Source organism: Blautia sp. CGZ-1-C1 (assembly GCF_056504575.1).
Genome location: NZ_JBWLUT010000184.1, coordinates 1 through 17,311, shown reverse-complemented (window position 1 = coordinate 17,311; position 17,311 = coordinate 1). Strand labels below are relative to the sequence as shown.

At 40.2% G+C, this 17,311-nt stretch carries 16 protein-coding genes and 1 pseudogene; all 17 read right to left on the bottom strand.

Going from position 1 to position 17,311, the window contains the following annotated elements; translation table 11 throughout:
• Positions 1 to 58: 58 nt before the first annotated feature.
• Positions 59 to 364 (bottom strand): CRISPR-associated endonuclease Cas2, encoded by a 306-nt coding sequence (cas2, locus tag AC058W_RS16895; protein ID WP_173682611.1) that lies wholly within the window; start codon positions 362 to 364, stop codon positions 59 to 61.
• 224 nt (positions 365 to 588) lie between these two features.
• Positions 589 to 1,275 carry a type II CRISPR-associated endonuclease Cas1 gene (gene cas1, locus AC058W_RS16890; RefSeq protein ID WP_479390383.1) on the bottom strand — a complete coding sequence of 229 codons (687 nt, stop codon included), beginning with the start codon at positions 1,273 to 1,275 and terminating at the stop codon, positions 589 to 591.
• Positions 1,272 to 4,595: pseudogene (gene cas9, locus AC058W_RS16885) on the bottom strand (type II CRISPR RNA-guided endonuclease Cas9); the annotation flags it as partial. The gene cas1 and the pseudogene cas9, both read right to left, overlap by 4 nt.
• Before the next feature lie 57 nt (positions 4,596 to 4,652).
• Positions 4,653 to 5,012 (bottom strand): hypothetical protein, encoded by a 360-nt coding sequence (locus tag AC058W_RS16880; protein ID WP_479390382.1) that lies wholly within the window; start codon positions 5,010 to 5,012, stop codon positions 4,653 to 4,655.
• Positions 4,963 to 5,226, bottom strand: coding sequence for a hypothetical protein (locus AC058W_RS16875; protein ID WP_479390381.1), 264 nt, complete (start codon positions 5,224 to 5,226; stop codon positions 4,963 to 4,965). The genes AC058W_RS16880 and AC058W_RS16875 overlap by 50 nt, the downstream gene beginning before the upstream one ends.
• Positions 5,204 to 5,359, bottom strand: a complete 156-nt coding sequence (locus tag AC058W_RS16870; RefSeq protein ID WP_479390380.1) for a hypothetical protein — start codon at positions 5,357 to 5,359, stop codon at positions 5,204 to 5,206. Before AC058W_RS16870 ends, AC058W_RS16875 begins: the two co-directional genes overlap by 23 nt.
• A 338-nt stretch (positions 5,360 to 5,697) precedes the next feature.
• Positions 5,698 to 7,497 (bottom strand): bifunctional metallophosphatase/5'-nucleotidase, encoded by a 1,800-nt coding sequence (locus tag AC058W_RS16865; RefSeq protein WP_479390379.1) that lies wholly within the window; start codon positions 7,495 to 7,497, stop codon positions 5,698 to 5,700.
• A 13-nt stretch (positions 7,498 to 7,510) separates the two neighbouring features.
• Positions 7,511 to 7,636: a hypothetical protein gene (locus AC058W_RS16860; RefSeq protein WP_479390378.1), complete on the bottom strand. Its 126-nt coding sequence runs from the start codon at positions 7,634 to 7,636 to the stop codon at positions 7,511 to 7,513.
• Positions 7,637 to 7,730: 94 nt separating this feature from the next.
• Entirely contained in the window at positions 7,731 to 8,600 is an 870-nt protein-coding gene (locus tag AC058W_RS16855) for a DegV family protein (protein WP_118573892.1), read from the bottom strand.
• A 192-nt stretch (positions 8,601 to 8,792) separates the two neighbouring features.
• On the bottom strand, positions 8,793 to 9,983 hold the full coding sequence (locus AC058W_RS16850; RefSeq protein WP_479390377.1) for a S41 family peptidase: 1,191 nt from the start codon (positions 9,981 to 9,983) through the stop codon (positions 8,793 to 8,795).
• Positions 9,984 to 10,062: 79 nt separating this feature from the next.
• Positions 10,063 to 10,968, bottom strand: a complete 906-nt coding sequence (gene ftsX / locus AC058W_RS16845) for a permease-like cell division protein FtsX (RefSeq protein WP_117844056.1) — start codon at positions 10,966 to 10,968, stop codon at positions 10,063 to 10,065.
• The gene (ftsE, locus tag AC058W_RS16840; RefSeq protein WP_008707358.1) at positions 10,958 to 11,641 is read right to left on the bottom strand and encodes a cell division ATP-binding protein FtsE; all 684 of its coding nucleotides are present in this window, start codon (positions 11,639 to 11,641) and stop codon (positions 10,958 to 10,960) included. Before ftsE ends, ftsX begins: the two co-directional genes overlap by 11 nt.
• Before the next feature lie 387 nt (positions 11,642 to 12,028).
• On the bottom strand, positions 12,029 to 13,117 hold the full coding sequence (locus AC058W_RS16835; RefSeq protein ID WP_117675172.1) for a PucR family transcriptional regulator: 1,089 nt from the start codon (positions 13,115 to 13,117) through the stop codon (positions 12,029 to 12,031).
• A 203-nt stretch (positions 13,118 to 13,320) separates the two neighbouring features.
• Positions 13,321 to 14,193: a YitT family protein gene (locus AC058W_RS16830; protein WP_117844054.1), complete on the bottom strand. Its 873-nt coding sequence runs from the start codon at positions 14,191 to 14,193 to the stop codon at positions 13,321 to 13,323.
• Positions 14,194 to 14,413: 220 nt separating this feature from the next.
• Positions 14,414 to 14,683 carry a PqqD family protein gene (locus AC058W_RS16825; protein WP_479390376.1) on the bottom strand — a complete coding sequence of 90 codons (270 nt, stop codon included), beginning with the start codon at positions 14,681 to 14,683 and terminating at the stop codon, positions 14,414 to 14,416.
• A 121-nt stretch (positions 14,684 to 14,804) separates the two neighbouring features.
• Positions 14,805 to 16,703 carry an OPT family oligopeptide transporter gene (locus tag AC058W_RS16820; RefSeq protein ID WP_117675176.1) on the bottom strand — a complete coding sequence of 633 codons (1,899 nt, stop codon included), beginning with the start codon at positions 16,701 to 16,703 and terminating at the stop codon, positions 14,805 to 14,807.
• Positions 16,704 to 16,880: 177 nt separating this feature from the next.
• Positions 16,881 to 17,311: cobaltochelatase CobT-related protein (locus tag AC058W_RS16815; protein ID WP_479390375.1), on the bottom strand; the 431-nt coding region annotated here is incomplete at its 5' end.

Sequence of the window (17,311 nt, the reverse complement as noted above, 5' to 3'; positions counted from 1 at the left end):
CTTAGGCATCGGCCACCTGCACAATCAAATATATGATCAATCTCCGATAAAATTATTTTCATAATATAATCAGCCTCTCTTCCGAATCTATGATATCACTGGTATATTCCCCCACTATATAATCCATTTTTACAAATTGTTTCTCCGTAATAGTTATTGTCTGAATCAATCCCTTAGGTGGCTTATTATTATGTACCATATTTTTCATAGATTTTTCCATAGATGGACTGGTCATCATTTTACAGTAAACAGATTCCTGTAGCATAATAAAACCATTTTTGATCAAAACCTTGCGGAACTTCCTATAATTACGTTTATCCTCATTGGTCAGTGTTGGAAGATCAAAGAAAACTATCATTCTCATAAACCGAAACCCACTCATATCTCCTTCTCCAAAACAAGTCACACTATACTATAAAATTTAATTTCCGCAGAATCTTTGTCGTCAATCGCATCTAAAACACTTTTGGTGTATATTTTAATAGCATTCATTACAAATTGATTCTGACCGTCAATCATAACTTTCTGGTCCAATAGAGTCCACATAAAATGTTTTTCATCCTGTTCAAATTTTGTTGGCTGCGTGCTCTACACCATACGGTCTACCAGAATACGAAATGGCTCCATAAAATCACAGGAGAGATTGTAATGATTAAACATGTTGTTATGGAATATTCCAAGCTGTGTCAAATATCCATTTGCACTGACTTCCCGATTAATAGCCGATAGAACTAAACTATATCCATAGTTAAGTGCAGCATTTACAGGTATATCTGCACTTCTGGTAAAATCCATACCAAACAGTGCATTAAAATATACCTTTGCAGCATGTCCCTCACGATTAGTCGCATCTGCCAGTTCTACTTGTTTCACGTATTCTGACAACATACCTGCCTGTTGTATTTTTCCAATTTCCACCAGAAACTCTGACTGCTTGCCAAATTTTTCACTGACAATATCTCTCCAGATAATATCTTTAATGTTCTGTTCCCAAATAATTTGCGTTCGTATTTTTGCTGCACTGTCATGACATCCATGATGAGGCATCAACTCAGCTACTGGATTTCGTTTCCGATCGCAGAAAATAACTTTGATTTTTTTCTCTGTTAATGCTTCAATCAAAATCCCAGTTAATGAAACTGCAGGATTCTCTATTAGAAGAATTCCAATTTCATCAAGTAAAACCCTTTTGGTTTCTAATCCCCTAACGACCATATATCCCATTTTATAATCCAGTTTTGCCTGATTTTCAATTACTACAATTCTCCAGCTCATAATAACTCCAATATATTTTCTGAACGCTTTTCCCATATTCCGGATGGTGACTGATCAATGATTCTGACATCTGAATAATTTTTTCTCCAATTTGATATTGTTGAACTGAAATTAACTGTTGCACCGCTATTAGGCGAACCACCAATCAATGACAAATCACAGCCACTTGTCATACGACCAAATACTGTTTGAATATTCATCAGAACCACACATTGTTCTTTAATATTCAATTTTCCAAACTGTTCCTGTCCATCCATGAGAATTTGTACTGGTGAATTTACGCGCTTACTATAAATTGTACTCTGTAATTTTTCAATATACAGTTCATAAAGTTTTTGATTTTCCTCTATAGATACCTTATCATATTCTTTATCATATATAAAATCGGAATTCTTCTTAAATTTTTCAATAAATTTTTCCAGCTTCTTCATATAGCCTTTCCAACAATTCTCTGAAGAAAACTGCATTACCGACTGTGCCACCAGACATTTTCCTTTGCCTCCAGTTCCAGTAATACATACTCTGAATCCATCTAACGATAGCATCGTATTAATCTTCCATGGACGCATACCCAGCGGAAATGAAATTTCATCTACCTTCTTGCCTAAAATACTTTCTAATCTGTTAAACGTATATTCTTTGGCAAATGTTTCATCTTCTAAAAAATGTTTTCCATGAAGCAATTCTACCGGCATAATTATAATTGCACATTTTTTCCTGATTTTATATTTGACAGGCATCAAAAACATTATACCAGCTTTATTATATCCACCATATTTTTCAGTAGGCAATCCTGCCTTTAAAGGAATCAAGCCGGTTCCTTTCTTAACTGGATTCTGGTCAAACAATCCTCCTGTTTTAAACGTAGCAAACTTCACAAAATGTGCTGTGTTCTTCTTCGCGATTTTCTTGACCTTTGCAAGCATCGACGCTCCATCCCAAACCAAGATTCCCTGACAATTCACCGGATGTGAAAAAACTGTTTTAGTTTTTATACTATATTCTGAGTCAACGCTAAACCATCTCTTTGAAAATCGCATGTTATAAACATTTCCTGCCACAATGTTCAAATATGCATCCACTGCATGATGCAGGTCATTATAAGTTCTGGACTTTGGCAAATCAAATTCGTGTCGAAAATCAGAAACAAGTCCTGCCTTTACATAAACAATGTCTATATTCGGAAATCTTTCCTTCAACAAGCCTGCTATTAACTTTGTAGATTGAGATGTCTCTGTAAGCTGTCGATTGATAAATCCATATTTTTCATCATCTGTAAACGGTGTTGACCTGATAAGGCGCTTATATTTTTCATCACTGATCACTCCAATATGATGCCACCAATTCCATTGTCCCTGCATTCTATTACGAATTTCAGGACTAATAGGGTATACATTACCTTTTGTTCCATTTATCTTTGATAATACCAATACTTTGTTATTAATAATACTGTCATCCTTCACATATGCCTGAGGATATATGTGATCTATGTCGTATTCTTTTGAGCCAGACATAAGCTTTTCCAATTCTATAGGCATTCCACTGTATGCACATTTTCCAAACTGCATAAAGTACAGAAACAGATGCTCGCCCTGCAGACGACTGTCCACACGCTCTCCCATAGATTCTAATTGTTGTTTCAAATCCCGTACATCTTCTTCTCTACATTTAGTGTAAAGCTCAAGAATCTGCTGTTTTCTGCTTTTTGTTCTCTTTCCTTTCTGATCAGCCCATCCGCCACGCGTCATTTCTACAAATATCTTATCTGGCTTTCCAAATGCCTTTTCAATATCTTTTACAACAGCAAGAGTTCTGTAAATTGGACGCCTCACTGAATTGGAAACATGCATTTCATCAAGACGTTCTTTTAAACTCTGGTTTTTCCCAGTGTAATATTCCTGTGTGAATATCTCCACAGCTTTCCGAAATGTATATTTATCCGAAAGTATTTCCATTAAATTATCATTGGTTTCCCACATTATCCGCAGAATCGTTGTCATTTCTCCATCCTGCTTATTGCATCCTTTTAATTCTGTTAAAAATGTTCTGGATAATTTTCCAAACTCTTTAATTTTGATTTTAGTGATGTAGTGAACATCATCCTGTGAAAGATCAGGATATTCTTTTCTAAGCCATTTTTTTACACGACTCTTATCTTCTGCATAAGAAGCCCTCTCTATAATTTTTTCTACATCATTTTCAGATAAAATTTCTCTGCTCAGAAGATTTCGAAATGCATAATAAGATGACAGACAGGAATGCACTTGCCCATCAATTCCGCTTATCAGTTCTGTCGAACCCTCAGCCGGGATAATGATTACTTCTAAGATATTCTTCAATATCCTTTCTTCGCGCTTTTCTTTTTCTTTTCAAATAATTCATGATAAATTCCCTGTTTTACTTCACCAAACAGGAACTTTGCGCCCATCAATCTTAAGATTATTAAGTTCATTCAGCACCATAAATTTCTGATAGCATAGAGAATCTTTTGGCAAAACATCTTCCCCTGGCAAATAGGTGCATTTATTTGTCATACTTTTGATAAATGCATTCTCACTGGCATCCTCGTCTATCATATCCTTGTAATTCCATGGAGTAATCTTTCCGGCTTTACGTGAAATCCATGCAAAATCTGATTTCTTATTTAATGGTCCTACATAATACGGAAGTTTATACCTGAAAATGGATACCACTTTGTCCATCTCACTGACTCCATCCCTGACTTCATTAAGAAAAGGTAAATATAAGGATGCATTTTTCAAAATTCGAATCAACTCGTATTCATATAATTGATGTGGTATTACACGATTATCAGTATTCTTTTGTTTCGGCAAAAAGCTATTCAGCTTCAGACGTTCACACATATCCTCATATGACTGTAAATCTGTTTTCTCCGGCTTTATTGGACTCATAAGTTTCAAGACATATTTTGAAAAATCCTCTGGTTTTGCTTTCTTTTTAATCTGACTTGCAGTATCTTTATCCATATGACCTGTGTAAGCTACATAATTATCAGCTTTTGCTTTTCTGAATACTTCATTGTATTTATCAGGTACATATTTACGGACAAAATATTTCAATATCTGTAAATCTTCCCCATGCTGCTTATATATCTGTACTTTTGCCATGGAAATCGTTTCAGAATGACCGTTTAAAATATCTGCCAGTACACTCCAGTCATATAGTCCACGTAATGCTATGAGCAGGTCATAATCCTCTCCGATATTGCCTGAAATTTCATCAAACTTTTCCTCGTCCATCCCCAAAGATATTGATCCTAAATCCAGATATTCTTCTTTGCAAAAAACATCCTTTAATTTACACTGTCCGCCTGCGCGAGAAGTCGTATGATACTGTCCTGACTAAAAGGAAACTCTTCAGTTCCGGATTTTTCTGGTTTCTTTCCTTCCAGAGAGAATATTTTGCAATTCTTTATTTTTTACCGTTACGCCTGTTTTTTGTTTCAATGCCTCTGACAAAGCACTTACATCTATTTCACCCCATGGTCTTCTGTATCCATTTTCAGTAAAATAATTTATAAAATTTTGATACACAGAGCTAATATCCATAATTTCATCCAGTTTTTCCACATTAAGATTATTAAGGAAATGCCCTCTGCGTGTTATCAGCCATGCGCAGGCCAGATATACCAGACGCACATCATGAGGATTCTTATTATTCATCAATTCACAGATCAAATGGTGAATCGTTGGATGTTCTTCCCATATACTGAACATCTGTATATTCCTCATCATTGAAAAAAACATACCTGTCCTTAACATCCTCTCTCCAGCGATAGCTTTCCGATAATCGAATAAAAAAACGATCATCTACCTTTGAAATTTCTTTAGCAAAAATTTCCTGCAGCAGATTTATTCTTTGCTGTCTCCTGTCCAGTCTTCTTCTTGCCGAACGATGACTTCTTCTTTCATCGCTCAAAGAAGACAGCATCAAATATAACACTGCCCCATGCATCATCACCATGAACTCTCAGAAGATTATACTGATCATCTGTCACTGCATATCCGACTGAATCAGTTCCAATATCAAGTCCCAGATAAATTTTTTTACTTTTCTTTTCCATTTGACATTTCTTCTCCCGTATATCATTATAAAGATGCAAATCGTAGTTCCCCTACGGATTTGCACTGCGAGTTCAAATAAAAGTAAACTCAACTCACTGGTTTTTCCAGTTGCACAGTGTGTGCATTTAAAGACTTCATATTATGGAGTCTTTTTCTTTTTTTCAAACTGAAATGGCTTTTCACATATCCCCTTTTACCCTCCTGATAGAGCAATTGATTATGCAACATTCCGATTATCTATACATGATCAGATAGCGCCATTTACGAAAAAAACAATATCATATGCGTCCCGGAAGCCTTTTGCAATCATGTATACGGTAATATTTATAGCGGAATGCTATCTCCTTCTTCTGATAATCTTTACAATTCCAAAGATCAGCAGCAGAATCACTCCAACAGCCACAATACAAATTCCCACAATCGCTATGGCAAATTTATTCGGATGTTTTACCAGATTTATGATGCTTTTGCTGTTGTCTACAACTTTTCTTTCGTGTGTTGTATTATAATATTCCGGCACATTTGCAATTCCATCGCCGTCCGTGTCTTCAAAGGATTGCATGTATTCTGCGATTGCAGCCCAGGCTTTCAGTTCTTTTTTTCCATCCATAACTGCATAATCTTCCAGGTTCTCTATGAGATTGCCGTTTTTATCCTTAGGGACGATGGATATCAGACCATGGGATTTGTCCAGAACAGAACCTAGCATACGGCCAGTGTACAGGTCGGTGACAACATGATACAATTTATAGTCCTGTATTTCTTCCCTTTCCCCATCCTTGCCTGTCAGATAACAGTCTGTTACTTTATTTAGAATCATGCGGTGGGGATTATAGGTAAAATTCATTCCACTGCAATATAATCTGGCTATTGTCATAAAATCTGATATGGAGGCATCTACCTCTGCCACTGTTTTCAGTTCTTTTCCCGTTAAATATGCACTGATCAGAGGATAACCTGCAAGCCCGTCTTTTCCTGTTCCCAGCGAGAAGGAATTATATACCTGCTCCACTGTTATATTGCCTTTTGTATAAGTATCTCTTACAGTTCCGGCAGGTACGATCGCAACATCTACTTTTTCTCCATCAGAGTCCCCTGCATTCTCTACTGCATATACATAAGCATCTGATATGATATCTCCCAGATTCAACTCCTCATGCTTTGTTTCCATCTCACTTAGACTGTTGAATTCAATGTCATTTTCTGCCAGAATTTCCTCTCTGGTATAGCCAAAATTGGAGAGATAATTGGTATCAACAGTATCTGACAATTCATCTATTTTCTTCTGTGTGGCTTCATCTGCTTTGATTTCATCCGTAACCGGAACAAGCTCATAGGTATCCGTTTCCCACCGTCCATTCTCTTTCTGAGTCATGGAAAGTGTTCCCAGGTTTTTCCCATATTCTCCGCAGGATACGATGCAGGTATCTCCCTGCAGGATCGGTTCTGCCAGCTGTGTGTGGGTATGTCCGCTGATGATCAAATCAATGTCCGGCACATTCTTTGCAAGGATTTCATCCTCTGATACTTTTTCGTCCTCCCATGTTCCGCTGTGTGATACACAGGCGATCATGTCTACATCTTCGTTCTTCTTTATTTCCTCTACTGTTTTTTTTGCGGCTTCTGACGGGTCTTTGAAAAGAAGCTCGCAGGTAGGAGCGCAATCCAGAGAATCCTTTCCGAAAACACCCAGTACTGCAATCTTTATATCGCCTTTTTGAATTACCGTATAGTCTTTTACTCCATATGTCTGAAATGCTTCATAAATCTGTTTCTGCCCTTCACTGAGTCCGGCTTTTTTCATTGCATCCCAGTCCACATTACACACAACCATCCCGGGAAGACTTTCACCTGAACTGACTGCGGCGTTCAGCATATCAGCCAGACCATCGGAGCCGTAATCAAATTCATGATTTCCCAGAGTTGTCACATCACAGCCCAGATATCCAAGCATCCTCAGTTCGGCAGCCTCTGTGTCATATACAGTCTGTATCAGAGTTCCCATGGAGAAGTCTCCGCCATCCAGTATAAGTGTATCTGTATTCTCTTTCTCGTACTCATTGATCAATGTTTTCAGCCGGGCAAATCCGCCGGTCTCCTGCTGTGTCCCGTCTACAATCGTTTGAAAGCTGTTCAAATGGGAATGCAGATCATGGGTGAACAGGATATTCAGATGTTTGGGCTCCTCTGAGGCGTCTTACCTGATATCCTGTCAGACCTGAAACGCTCAGCATAAATATAAATATGAATACGAATGCTTTTTTTAATAATTTCATAAAATTCTCCTGTAATATCAAAAATGGTTCCGCAGTATCATTTATTTTCCCGCAGGATAATGATACCATGAAACCATTTTACAAAAAAACTAATTTATCTTTCATCTCCCACAAAGAACAAAGCCATTGTTCCCGGACCTGAGTGAGCGCCGATGGTGGCTCCTACCTGATTCATGATAATCGTGTTGATCTGGTATTTTTCTTTTACTTTCTCTGCCACATAATTTGCATCGTCTTCACAATCTCCATGACTGATAAAGATAGTATGGCAGGTGTCATGATAGCTGCCGATTTTCTCATCCATAAGCTTTACCAGCTCCTGAAGGGATTTTTTACGGCCGCGGACTTTGCCGATGGCAGTGAGTTTTCCGTCGTTGTCTACATGAAGGACCGGTTTAATATTCAGCATGCTTCCTACTACTGCAGTGGTTCTGGAAATGCGGCCTCCACGGTATAGGTGGTTTAAATCATTGACTGTAAAAAGATGTACCATATGAAGCCTGTTCTCTTCTGCCCATTTCGCAACTGTCTCCAGATCTTCTCCCTGCTCTTTCTTCTCCTGCGCAAGGTAAACCAGAAGCCCCTGACCAAGGGAAGCGCCAAGAGAATCTACCACGATGATCTTACGGTCCGGATAGTCCTCCATCAATTCCTCCGCTGCGATACGGCTACTATTGTATGTACCGCTTAAAGCAGAAGAAAATGCAATATGAAGAATATCTTTTCCTTCTTTCAGGTAAGGCTCCAGCAGTGCTTTTGCATTTTCAGGATTTACCTGTGCTGTGGTTGGCATGGAACCATTTCTCATTGCCTCATAAAATTCATGCTCCGGAAGGAAATTTCCATGCGTGTAATTTTTTCCATCCATGGAATAACTGAGATACATGCAGCCTACTCCATGGTCTTTGAGATATTCCTCCGGAAGATCTGAATTGTTGTCGGTGGTGATCACATATTCGCTCATATTGTCGCCCTCTCGTTTTCTGATATTTTTCAATTTCTGCCCATTAACTGTTTAATATTTTTTCAGTTACGAAGCAAAATCCTCTGCCTGCTCAGTAATGGACTCTTCATCTTATCTATCAAGTCAGGGGCAAAATACCTTTCAACCCTGACATCATATATACAGTATAGCATCAAACTATCAGCCAAACAACTACTTTTCCTTCTCAACTGCCTTAATCGCTTCCTGCAGCTGATTATCCTCATCATGAGTGATCTCGTCTTTATTCTTATTCAGCAGGCTGGTATCCAGAGAAATCTCTATATCAGGTTTGATTCCTGTTTTGTTGATGTTGTTTCCTTTTGGAGTATAGTAGTTGGCAATAGTCAGTTTAATGGCACTTCCGTCTGAGAGCTGGCGGATGGACTGTACCACGCCTTTTCCGTAAGTGGTTGTTCCGACGATTGTTCCGATACCATAATCCTGCACTGCGCCGGCAAAAATCTCTGATGCACTGGCGCTGCTTTCATTCACCAGAACTGCAAGCGGAATCCGGAGTTCATTTTTTCCATCACATTTTTCCTCTTCTCTGTTTCCGTCTTTGTCTTCGGTGTAAACGATCAGTCCTTCCGGAAGGATTTTCCGCAGGATATCACAGACAGAATCAAGAAGTCCACCCGGATTATCGCGGAGATCCACGATCATTTTCTCCATTCCCTGTTTTTGCAGATCATCAAAAGCTTCCTGATACTGTTCGCCGGTAACGCCTGTAAACTGTGTAATGCGGATGTAGCCGATTTTGGAATCCAGCATTTCATGGAAAACAGACGGTAATTCCACATCTGTGACAGGGACTGTGATTTCCATGGCATCTTCTTCACCTTCTCTGTGAACAGTAAGCACCACGCTATCTTTATTCGAATTGCGGACAATATCTGCAACATCAGATACCTCATCCTCTGTGATGTCTTCCCCGTCAATGGCACTGATGATGTCCCCTTCTTCCAGTCCTGCTTTTTCTCCGGGACCACCCTCATAGCATTCAACAATCTTTACTCCGCCTTCTTTGTTCTTCTCCATAAGAATGCCAATTCCCACATAGCTTCCTTCATTGGAAGAATTCTCAGAATCGTATTCCTCTGCTGTATAATATCTGGAATAAGGATCATCCAGTCCATAGAGAAGACCTGCATAAAGCCCTTCCTGAAGCTTCTCTTCATCCTTATCTCCCAGATAGTATCTGTCGATCAGCTCTTCAAGATATGCCAGCTTTGATGTACACTTGCGATCACCAAGAGCTGTTCCTTTTGCTGCAAGACCTGTTCCTGCAAAAACACCTGTACCGATGCACGTCACAACCAGTGCTCCTGCTACTGCACCTTTCCAAAATTCTTTATTTTTCATGTCTGCACTCCTGTAAAAAAGCCGCCGGTTCATGATATGATATCATTGTTCCGGCAGCTTCATGCTTGTCTGCTTTTTATTATACTCTTAAATGCTTTCTTGTTGTAAAGAAACTTCCGATCAGTCCGATTCCGATTCCAAGTCCCAGTCCTATAGGAAGCAATATCTGATAAATCTGCCATACCGGGATAAAATCAACCACGCCGGTCAGCACATTAAATTTGTTCAGAATATAAGATACCGCCCCATTATAACAGAAATAAAGCACGATCAGTGGAACTGCTGCTCCGACCACCCCCAGAACCATACCTTCCAGCAGGAATGGTGCTCTGACAAATGCGTCTGTCGCTCCTATGTATTTCATAATTCCGATTTCTTCTTTACGGACTGCAATACCCACAGATACCGTATTGCTGATCAGGAATATGGAGATGACAAGCAGCAATGCAATGATGGCAATAGAAATATAGGAAACTAGCTTATTGATATTTCCCAGCGTTTTTGCTGCTTCCTCAGACTGGTTGACTTTTCTTACATGTTTCAATTCCTGTATATAGGAAACAAGCTCTGACTGCTTCGTGATATCATTCATATACACACGATAGTTGGCTGAGTTTGCAAGAGGATTGTCGTCCTTAAATCCGTCTGCTGCCTCTGAGCCCTGAAAATATTGCTCTTTATATTCCTCCCAGGCTTCATCAGCTGACTGATACTCTATTTTCTCTACTTCCGGACGTGCCTTGATCTTCTTTCCGATTGCTTTGATCTGTTTGTTTGTAGTTCCCTCTTCAAAGAATACTGTGATCGGCACTTCCTGCTCTACCTTATGTGCGATATTATTCACATTATTGACAATGGAGAAAAAGATTCCAAACAGAAAAATACAGGCAGCCATGGTGATAATGGAAGCCAGGGAAAACATCCAGTTTCTTTTGATATTTTTGACACCCTGTTTCAGAGTGTACCAGATTGTACTAGGCCTCATGATATTCTCCCTCTTTCTCGTCACTTATAATAGAGCCCTCATGCATGGTCACAACACGTTTGCGCATGGAATTTACAATATCCTTATTATGTGTAACAACAACTACTGTGGTTCCTCTGTCGTTAATCTGTTCCAGAAGCTTCATGATTTCTTCGGAAGTCTTCGGATCCAGATTTCCTGTAGGCTCATCTGCCAGAAGGATATCCGGACGGTTGACCAGCGCCCTTGCCAGTGCAACTCTCTGCTGTTCTCCACCGGAAAGTTCATCCGGGAAGGATTTGTATTTGACAGCAAGTCCAACTTCCTGAAGTACCTCCGGGACACGTTTACGAATTACTCTTGTGGGGCGGTTGACTACTCTCTGGGCAAACGCTACGTTCTCATATACATTTCTGTCTTTCAGTAGACGGAAGTCCTGAAATACTACGCCCAGCTTACGGCGGTATTTGGCTACTCTTCTGTGTTTCATTCCTTCCAGACGTTCACCGCTTACGATGATCTGGCCGGATGTGGAATCCAGTTCTTTCATAAGGAGTTTGATCAGGGTTGTTTTTCCTGATCCGCTGTTTCCTACTACGAAGACGAACTCGCCTTTATCTATATGTAAGTTCGCATGGTTTACTGCCGGAAGGCCGGGGCCATAGGATTTGCTTACATCTATAAGATCTATCATAGATTTTTCCTCCAATGGGTTAATGAATTTGTAACATTATTGTAATGTATGTTTTTGGGGATTGCAAGAGGTTTTTGTGGGTTCATTGAATGTTCATAGTTTTAACCAAATCAAGTAAGTCCCCTGCTTCAATTGCGAAGAGCAATAAGCAGTGGGTGGGGACTTGCTTGTATCAGAAGGGGTACAAGTCCCTTCTGATATACTGCGAAGCAGTTATTTGGTTATGAGCAAGTAGCGAAAGCGGATTGCGAATATCCGATTGACTGCTCTCTAATCCCGGATTTAAACTATACACTGTGTAAAGAGATTTGTAAAGTAAAAATGCCTGTCACAACGTGTAAGCTGTGACAGGCATTAAAGTTTTGTTTCCATTACAGTATATTTGTATTAGTATTCCAATGTCTCCATGTATTTCATGTAGCGTACTACCATGAGTGCTATCTTGAATGTGATGGCATCTTCAAAAACACGGAGGTCTAAGCCGGTGCTTTTCTGGAGTTTGTCGAGGCGGTATACCAGTGTATTTCTGTGGATGTAAAGTTGTCTGGATGTCTCGGATACATTCAGGCTGTTTTCAAAGAATTTATCGATGGTTACCAGTGTTTCTTCATCGAAGTCATCCGGAGATTTGCCACCGAAGATTTCTTTGATGAACATCTTACAGAGCGGGATTGGGAGCTGGTAGATCAGTCGTCCGATTCCCAGGGAGCTGTATGCGATTACTTCTTTGTCTCCGAAGAAAATCTTGCCTACATCGAGAGCCATACGGGCCTCTTTATAGGATCGGGATACTTCTTTCAGTTCGTTGACAATGGTACCATATGCCATATGGGTCTTGCCATCGTTACCCATTCCGAGGGTATCAAGGATGGTGTGTGCAAGCTGATCCATTTCCGGATAGTTCTCACCTTCATCGAGTTCCTTGACAACAATGATGCTCTTCTCGTCTACGGCTGTGATGAAATCTTTGCTCTTACCGCCGAAGAGGCTCTTCACACTCTCCATGGAGCTGTGGTCTTTTTCCTGAGGCATCTCGAGGATCATAACAACGCGGCGTACATCTGCTTCTATGTGCAGTTTCTTCGCACGGTTGTAAATGTCAACAAGGAGCAGGTTGTCAAGAAGAAGGTTCTTGATAAAGCTGTCTTTATCAAAGCGTTCCTTGTAAGCTACGATCAGATTCTGAATCTGGAAAGCTGCGAGCTTGCCTACCATATAAGTATCTTCATCATCACCATGAGCAACTAATATATATTCCAGCTGATAGTCATCACAGACTTTAAAATACTGGAATCCCTTTACCAGCTGGCTGTCTGCCTGTGATTCCACGAAAGCCTGCACATCTGGTGTTGCGATGGAAAAATCTGCAAAAGTACTTGCGAGTACTTTGCCTTCTGTGTCGAGTACACAAAATTCTGTTCTGGAAATTTCTTTTAACCCTTCAAGAGTATTCTGAAGCACCTGATTCGATATCATCCAATTTCAATCCCTTCTCATCTATAGTATTGTTCGTGCTACCGTTCACTGCGTTCTCAGTAACGTTATTCCGTTTTAACCATAAAACCTTATACCTGTATTGTATTTTAATATATATTTACCAAAAATGAAAGAGGAAAGATTAAAAAATTTACAATTTTTTGTATATTTTTTTGTGAGTGTTCACCTTATCTCTTCTTTTTCTACTTTTTCTCTATGAATCCTTCTCCATGGACTTCTCTGGCATCTGTCACGATCACAAAGGCTGCCGGATCGATCTCATCTACTTTTTCTTTTAACATTACGATTTCTTTTTTATTTACTACACAAAAAAGCATCAGCTTGTCCTGTCCGGAGTACATTCCTTTTGCGTTGATGCCGGTTACACCTCTGTCCAGGTCATTGATAATCATATTTGAAATTTCATCCGGCTTTCCTGTGATGATGTAAGCAGTTTTGGAGAATTTCAGACCTTCGATCAGACTGTCAGATACTTTTGTGACCAGGTATACTGCAATGATCGCATATAATGCTTTGTGGATACCAAATACGTACATACCAACCAATACAACGCCTGCGTCTATGATCTGCATAATCTGTGCGATTGAATAATGTTTCAGATATTTCTGTATAATTGCAGCCATCATATCTGTTCCGCCGGTCGTTCCACCGCCAAGAAAAACGAGTCCGATTCCCACACCCTGGATCACACCGCCGTAAAGAGCTGCAAGCAGGAGGTCATCACCGGCAAGATTCCATACCGGCTGAAAGGCCAGCCATGCAGACAGAGAAATTTCTCCTATCAGTGCTTTCTTTACAAAAGAGAAACCATGTATCTTCCATCCGATCAGAAACAGTGGAACATTCAGTCCAATATTGGTTACCCAAAGCGGGATTCCACCGTCAATGACTCCTTTTGTCCAGGCCTTTACGATAATCGCTACACCGGAAAAACCGCCGGTAACCATTCCTGATGCATCAAATACAGAATTGATTGCCAATGACATCAGTCCGGTTCCCACAATAATCATTAAGTATTCAAGTAATTTTGATTTCTTTCCATTTGCCAACTTCATCTTTCGCCTCCTATTTCTATCTCTTATTCACTTCGAGCACAGCGTTTGCATTGCATCTTTTTCAGCCAGCATTTATCCACAATCCAAGCCGATATCCTCAGGCCATTTTATACTCAAATGCATCTATGATGCCACTTTATCACTGCGCCGTATTTATTTCCCCGTAAACTACAAGAACGGCAGCAATCCACGAAGGACTGCTCCCGCTCTTATTCTTACCTTATTTTCCAGGCTTATTGATAAAATTTACAAAATGATAACTCTCCATTATCTGGAAGTATTTAATGATCCTTGGATATAAAGGCTCTGCCTTCTCCCCAAATTCACCTTTTACCAGTGCTGCAATATCTTCCACTGTCTTCCTGCCATCTATGAGAGGCCAGATAAATGTACCATTGTCATCCAGATGTATCTTCGTATATCTGGGTTTTCCAAACAGTTTCTGGGCAATCGTATTAAATACACCCTTATTTTCTATTTCTAGCACCATTCTCCCCCTGATGTCCGTATGCCAGCGAAGCTGTGCACTGCGCTCAGGAATGAGATCCAGATAATTGATCTGTATTTCTTTTTTCTTTTTTACTCATTTAGATATTATCATCCCCGCCTGATCAGGCTTTCTTCTTATTCCAGATACTGAATTTCAGAAGGCTTAAGATCATAAGTAACATCAGGATCACACCGCCTGCATTACCAAGGTTAATGCTTCCGGAGAGATCAAATACACTGCTTACGTTTACTACTGCAAGGATAGCAAGAAGGATACCTACAAGACCTTCACCTGCGATCATACCTGCACAGTAAAGTGTACCGTCTGTTGCCTGTTCTTCTTTTTTCTTATCATCAACATTCTTTCTTCTGTCAACGAACATACGAACAACACCACCGATCATGATAGTAGCGTTGAGGTAGATTGGAAGGTAAAGACCGATAGCAAATGGCATAACCGGAATTCTTAAGATTTCCAGACCAATTGCAAGGAATACACCGATGAATACCAGTGTCCATGGAAGCTTGCCGCCCATGATACCTTCTACGATCATCTTCATCAGAGTTGCCTGAGGAGCAGGTACTTCTGCACTTCCATATCCCCATGCAGTGTTCAGAAGATAAAGAACACCACCGATAGCAAGACCGGAAGCAAGAACACCGATAAGCTCACCGATCTGCTGTTTCTTAGGAGTTGCACCAAGGAGATAACCTGTCTTTAAGTCCTGTGAAGTATCACCTGCGATTGCTGCTACGATACAGATTACGGAACCGATAGCAATTGCAGCTTTCATTCCGTCGATACCGGTTTTGCCGGATGCTTTGATAACCATTGTTGCGATCAGAAGAGTAGCGATAGCCATACCTGATACAGGGTTATTGGAGCTTCCTACAAGACCAACCATACGGGAAGATACAGTTGCAAAGAAGAAGCCGAAGACTACGATGATCAGCGCACCGATCGGATTAACCGGGATAGCCGGAACAAGCCAGATGATTGCAACCATTGCCACAATACCAATCAGGATAATGTTCATCGGAAGATCCTGTGCAGTTCTTTCTGTACTTGTATTCTTACCGCCCTTCATGCTCTTCATGGAATCGCGGAAGGTTGTAATGATCAGAGGCAGGGATTTGATCAGGGAAATAATACCACCTGTTGCGATAGCTCCTGCTCCGATATATTTTACATAAGTACTCCAGATTTTAGCTGCTCCGCCTGCTGCATAAAGAGCAGAAATTGTTTCTGTTCCGGGATACATAACTGTATCAGCTCCGAACAGACAGATTACCGGAATCAGCACCATCCAGCCAATAAGAGAACCAACAAACATAAATGATGCGATTCTTGGTCCTACGATATATCCAACACCGAGAAGTGCAGGATAGCATTCCATACCAATTTCACCTTTGAATCCTTTGAATGCTGCTGCAACGTCTGCAGGGATTACCTTTAAACCGTCAACTACAAATTTAAAGATCGCTGCGATTCCCATACCTGAGAATACTGTCGCAGCGTTTGCACCACCCTCTTCACCTGCAAGAAGAACATCTGCGCAGGCAGTTCCTTCAGGATAAAGAAGTGTTGCATGCTCTTTTACGATCAGTGCGTTACGAAGTGGTACCATAAAAAGTACACCAAGAACACCACCGCAAAGTGCGATTAATGTAATTTCCACGATACCCGGCATTTCACAAAGTCCTTCTTCTGCCCAAAGGAACAGAGCAGGCATTGTGAAAATTGCACCGGCTGCCAGTGATTCACCGGCTGAACCGATTGTCTGGACCATGTTGCTCTCCAGAATGGAGTTCTTTTTCATGATCTTGCGAATTACGCCCATGGAAATAACTGCTGCCGGAATGGAAGCAGATACAGTCATACCAACACGCAGACCAAGATAAGCATTGGCTGCACCGAAGATGACTGCAAGGATAACACCCATGATGATGGATGTCACCGTAAATTCTGGTGTGATCTTGTCAGCCGGAATATACGGTTTGAACTCTTTGTTTTCGTTCATGATTTCCTCTCCCTTTTGTATTAATTTATAAACATAAAACATTATAGCGAAATTTGTACAAAAAGGCAAGGTGAAAAAACTGGTTTTTATGCACTTTATCATATTGACGTGCTAATCTTATAATCTCTTAACATATCAACACGCTCAAACGGCATATTTTCGCCCTGTTTTATCAGTCTATTCATCCGAATTCAACTGTTTAATCAGGTATTTCCCAACAATTCTGGAAAAATTCGAAATATTCCGGATATATGCGAAATCTTTGCCAAATATTTTTTTTTCTGTGGAAAGATCCTTTTCTTCCCCCGCAAACACTCCCAGAACACTTACTCCAAGGTTTCGCAGGTGCCGCACTTCTGTTGCAGTATCATTAACTGCATATTTTCCCATATAAGGTTCCGGATTCTTTGCGTGAGGTCTGTTTACGATGACATCGTATGGTTTTCCATCACTTAATACAATGAGGATTTTTTTCTCCTCAGGTCTCTGAAGCAGACCGTATCCTGCGGTTTTAATAGCAAGTCCGTCCCTGTTATTGGAAGAAGTTACATAATTAAAAATATTTTCATTGGCTGACTGTGGATCATCGTACTCGCGGAATCTGTGAA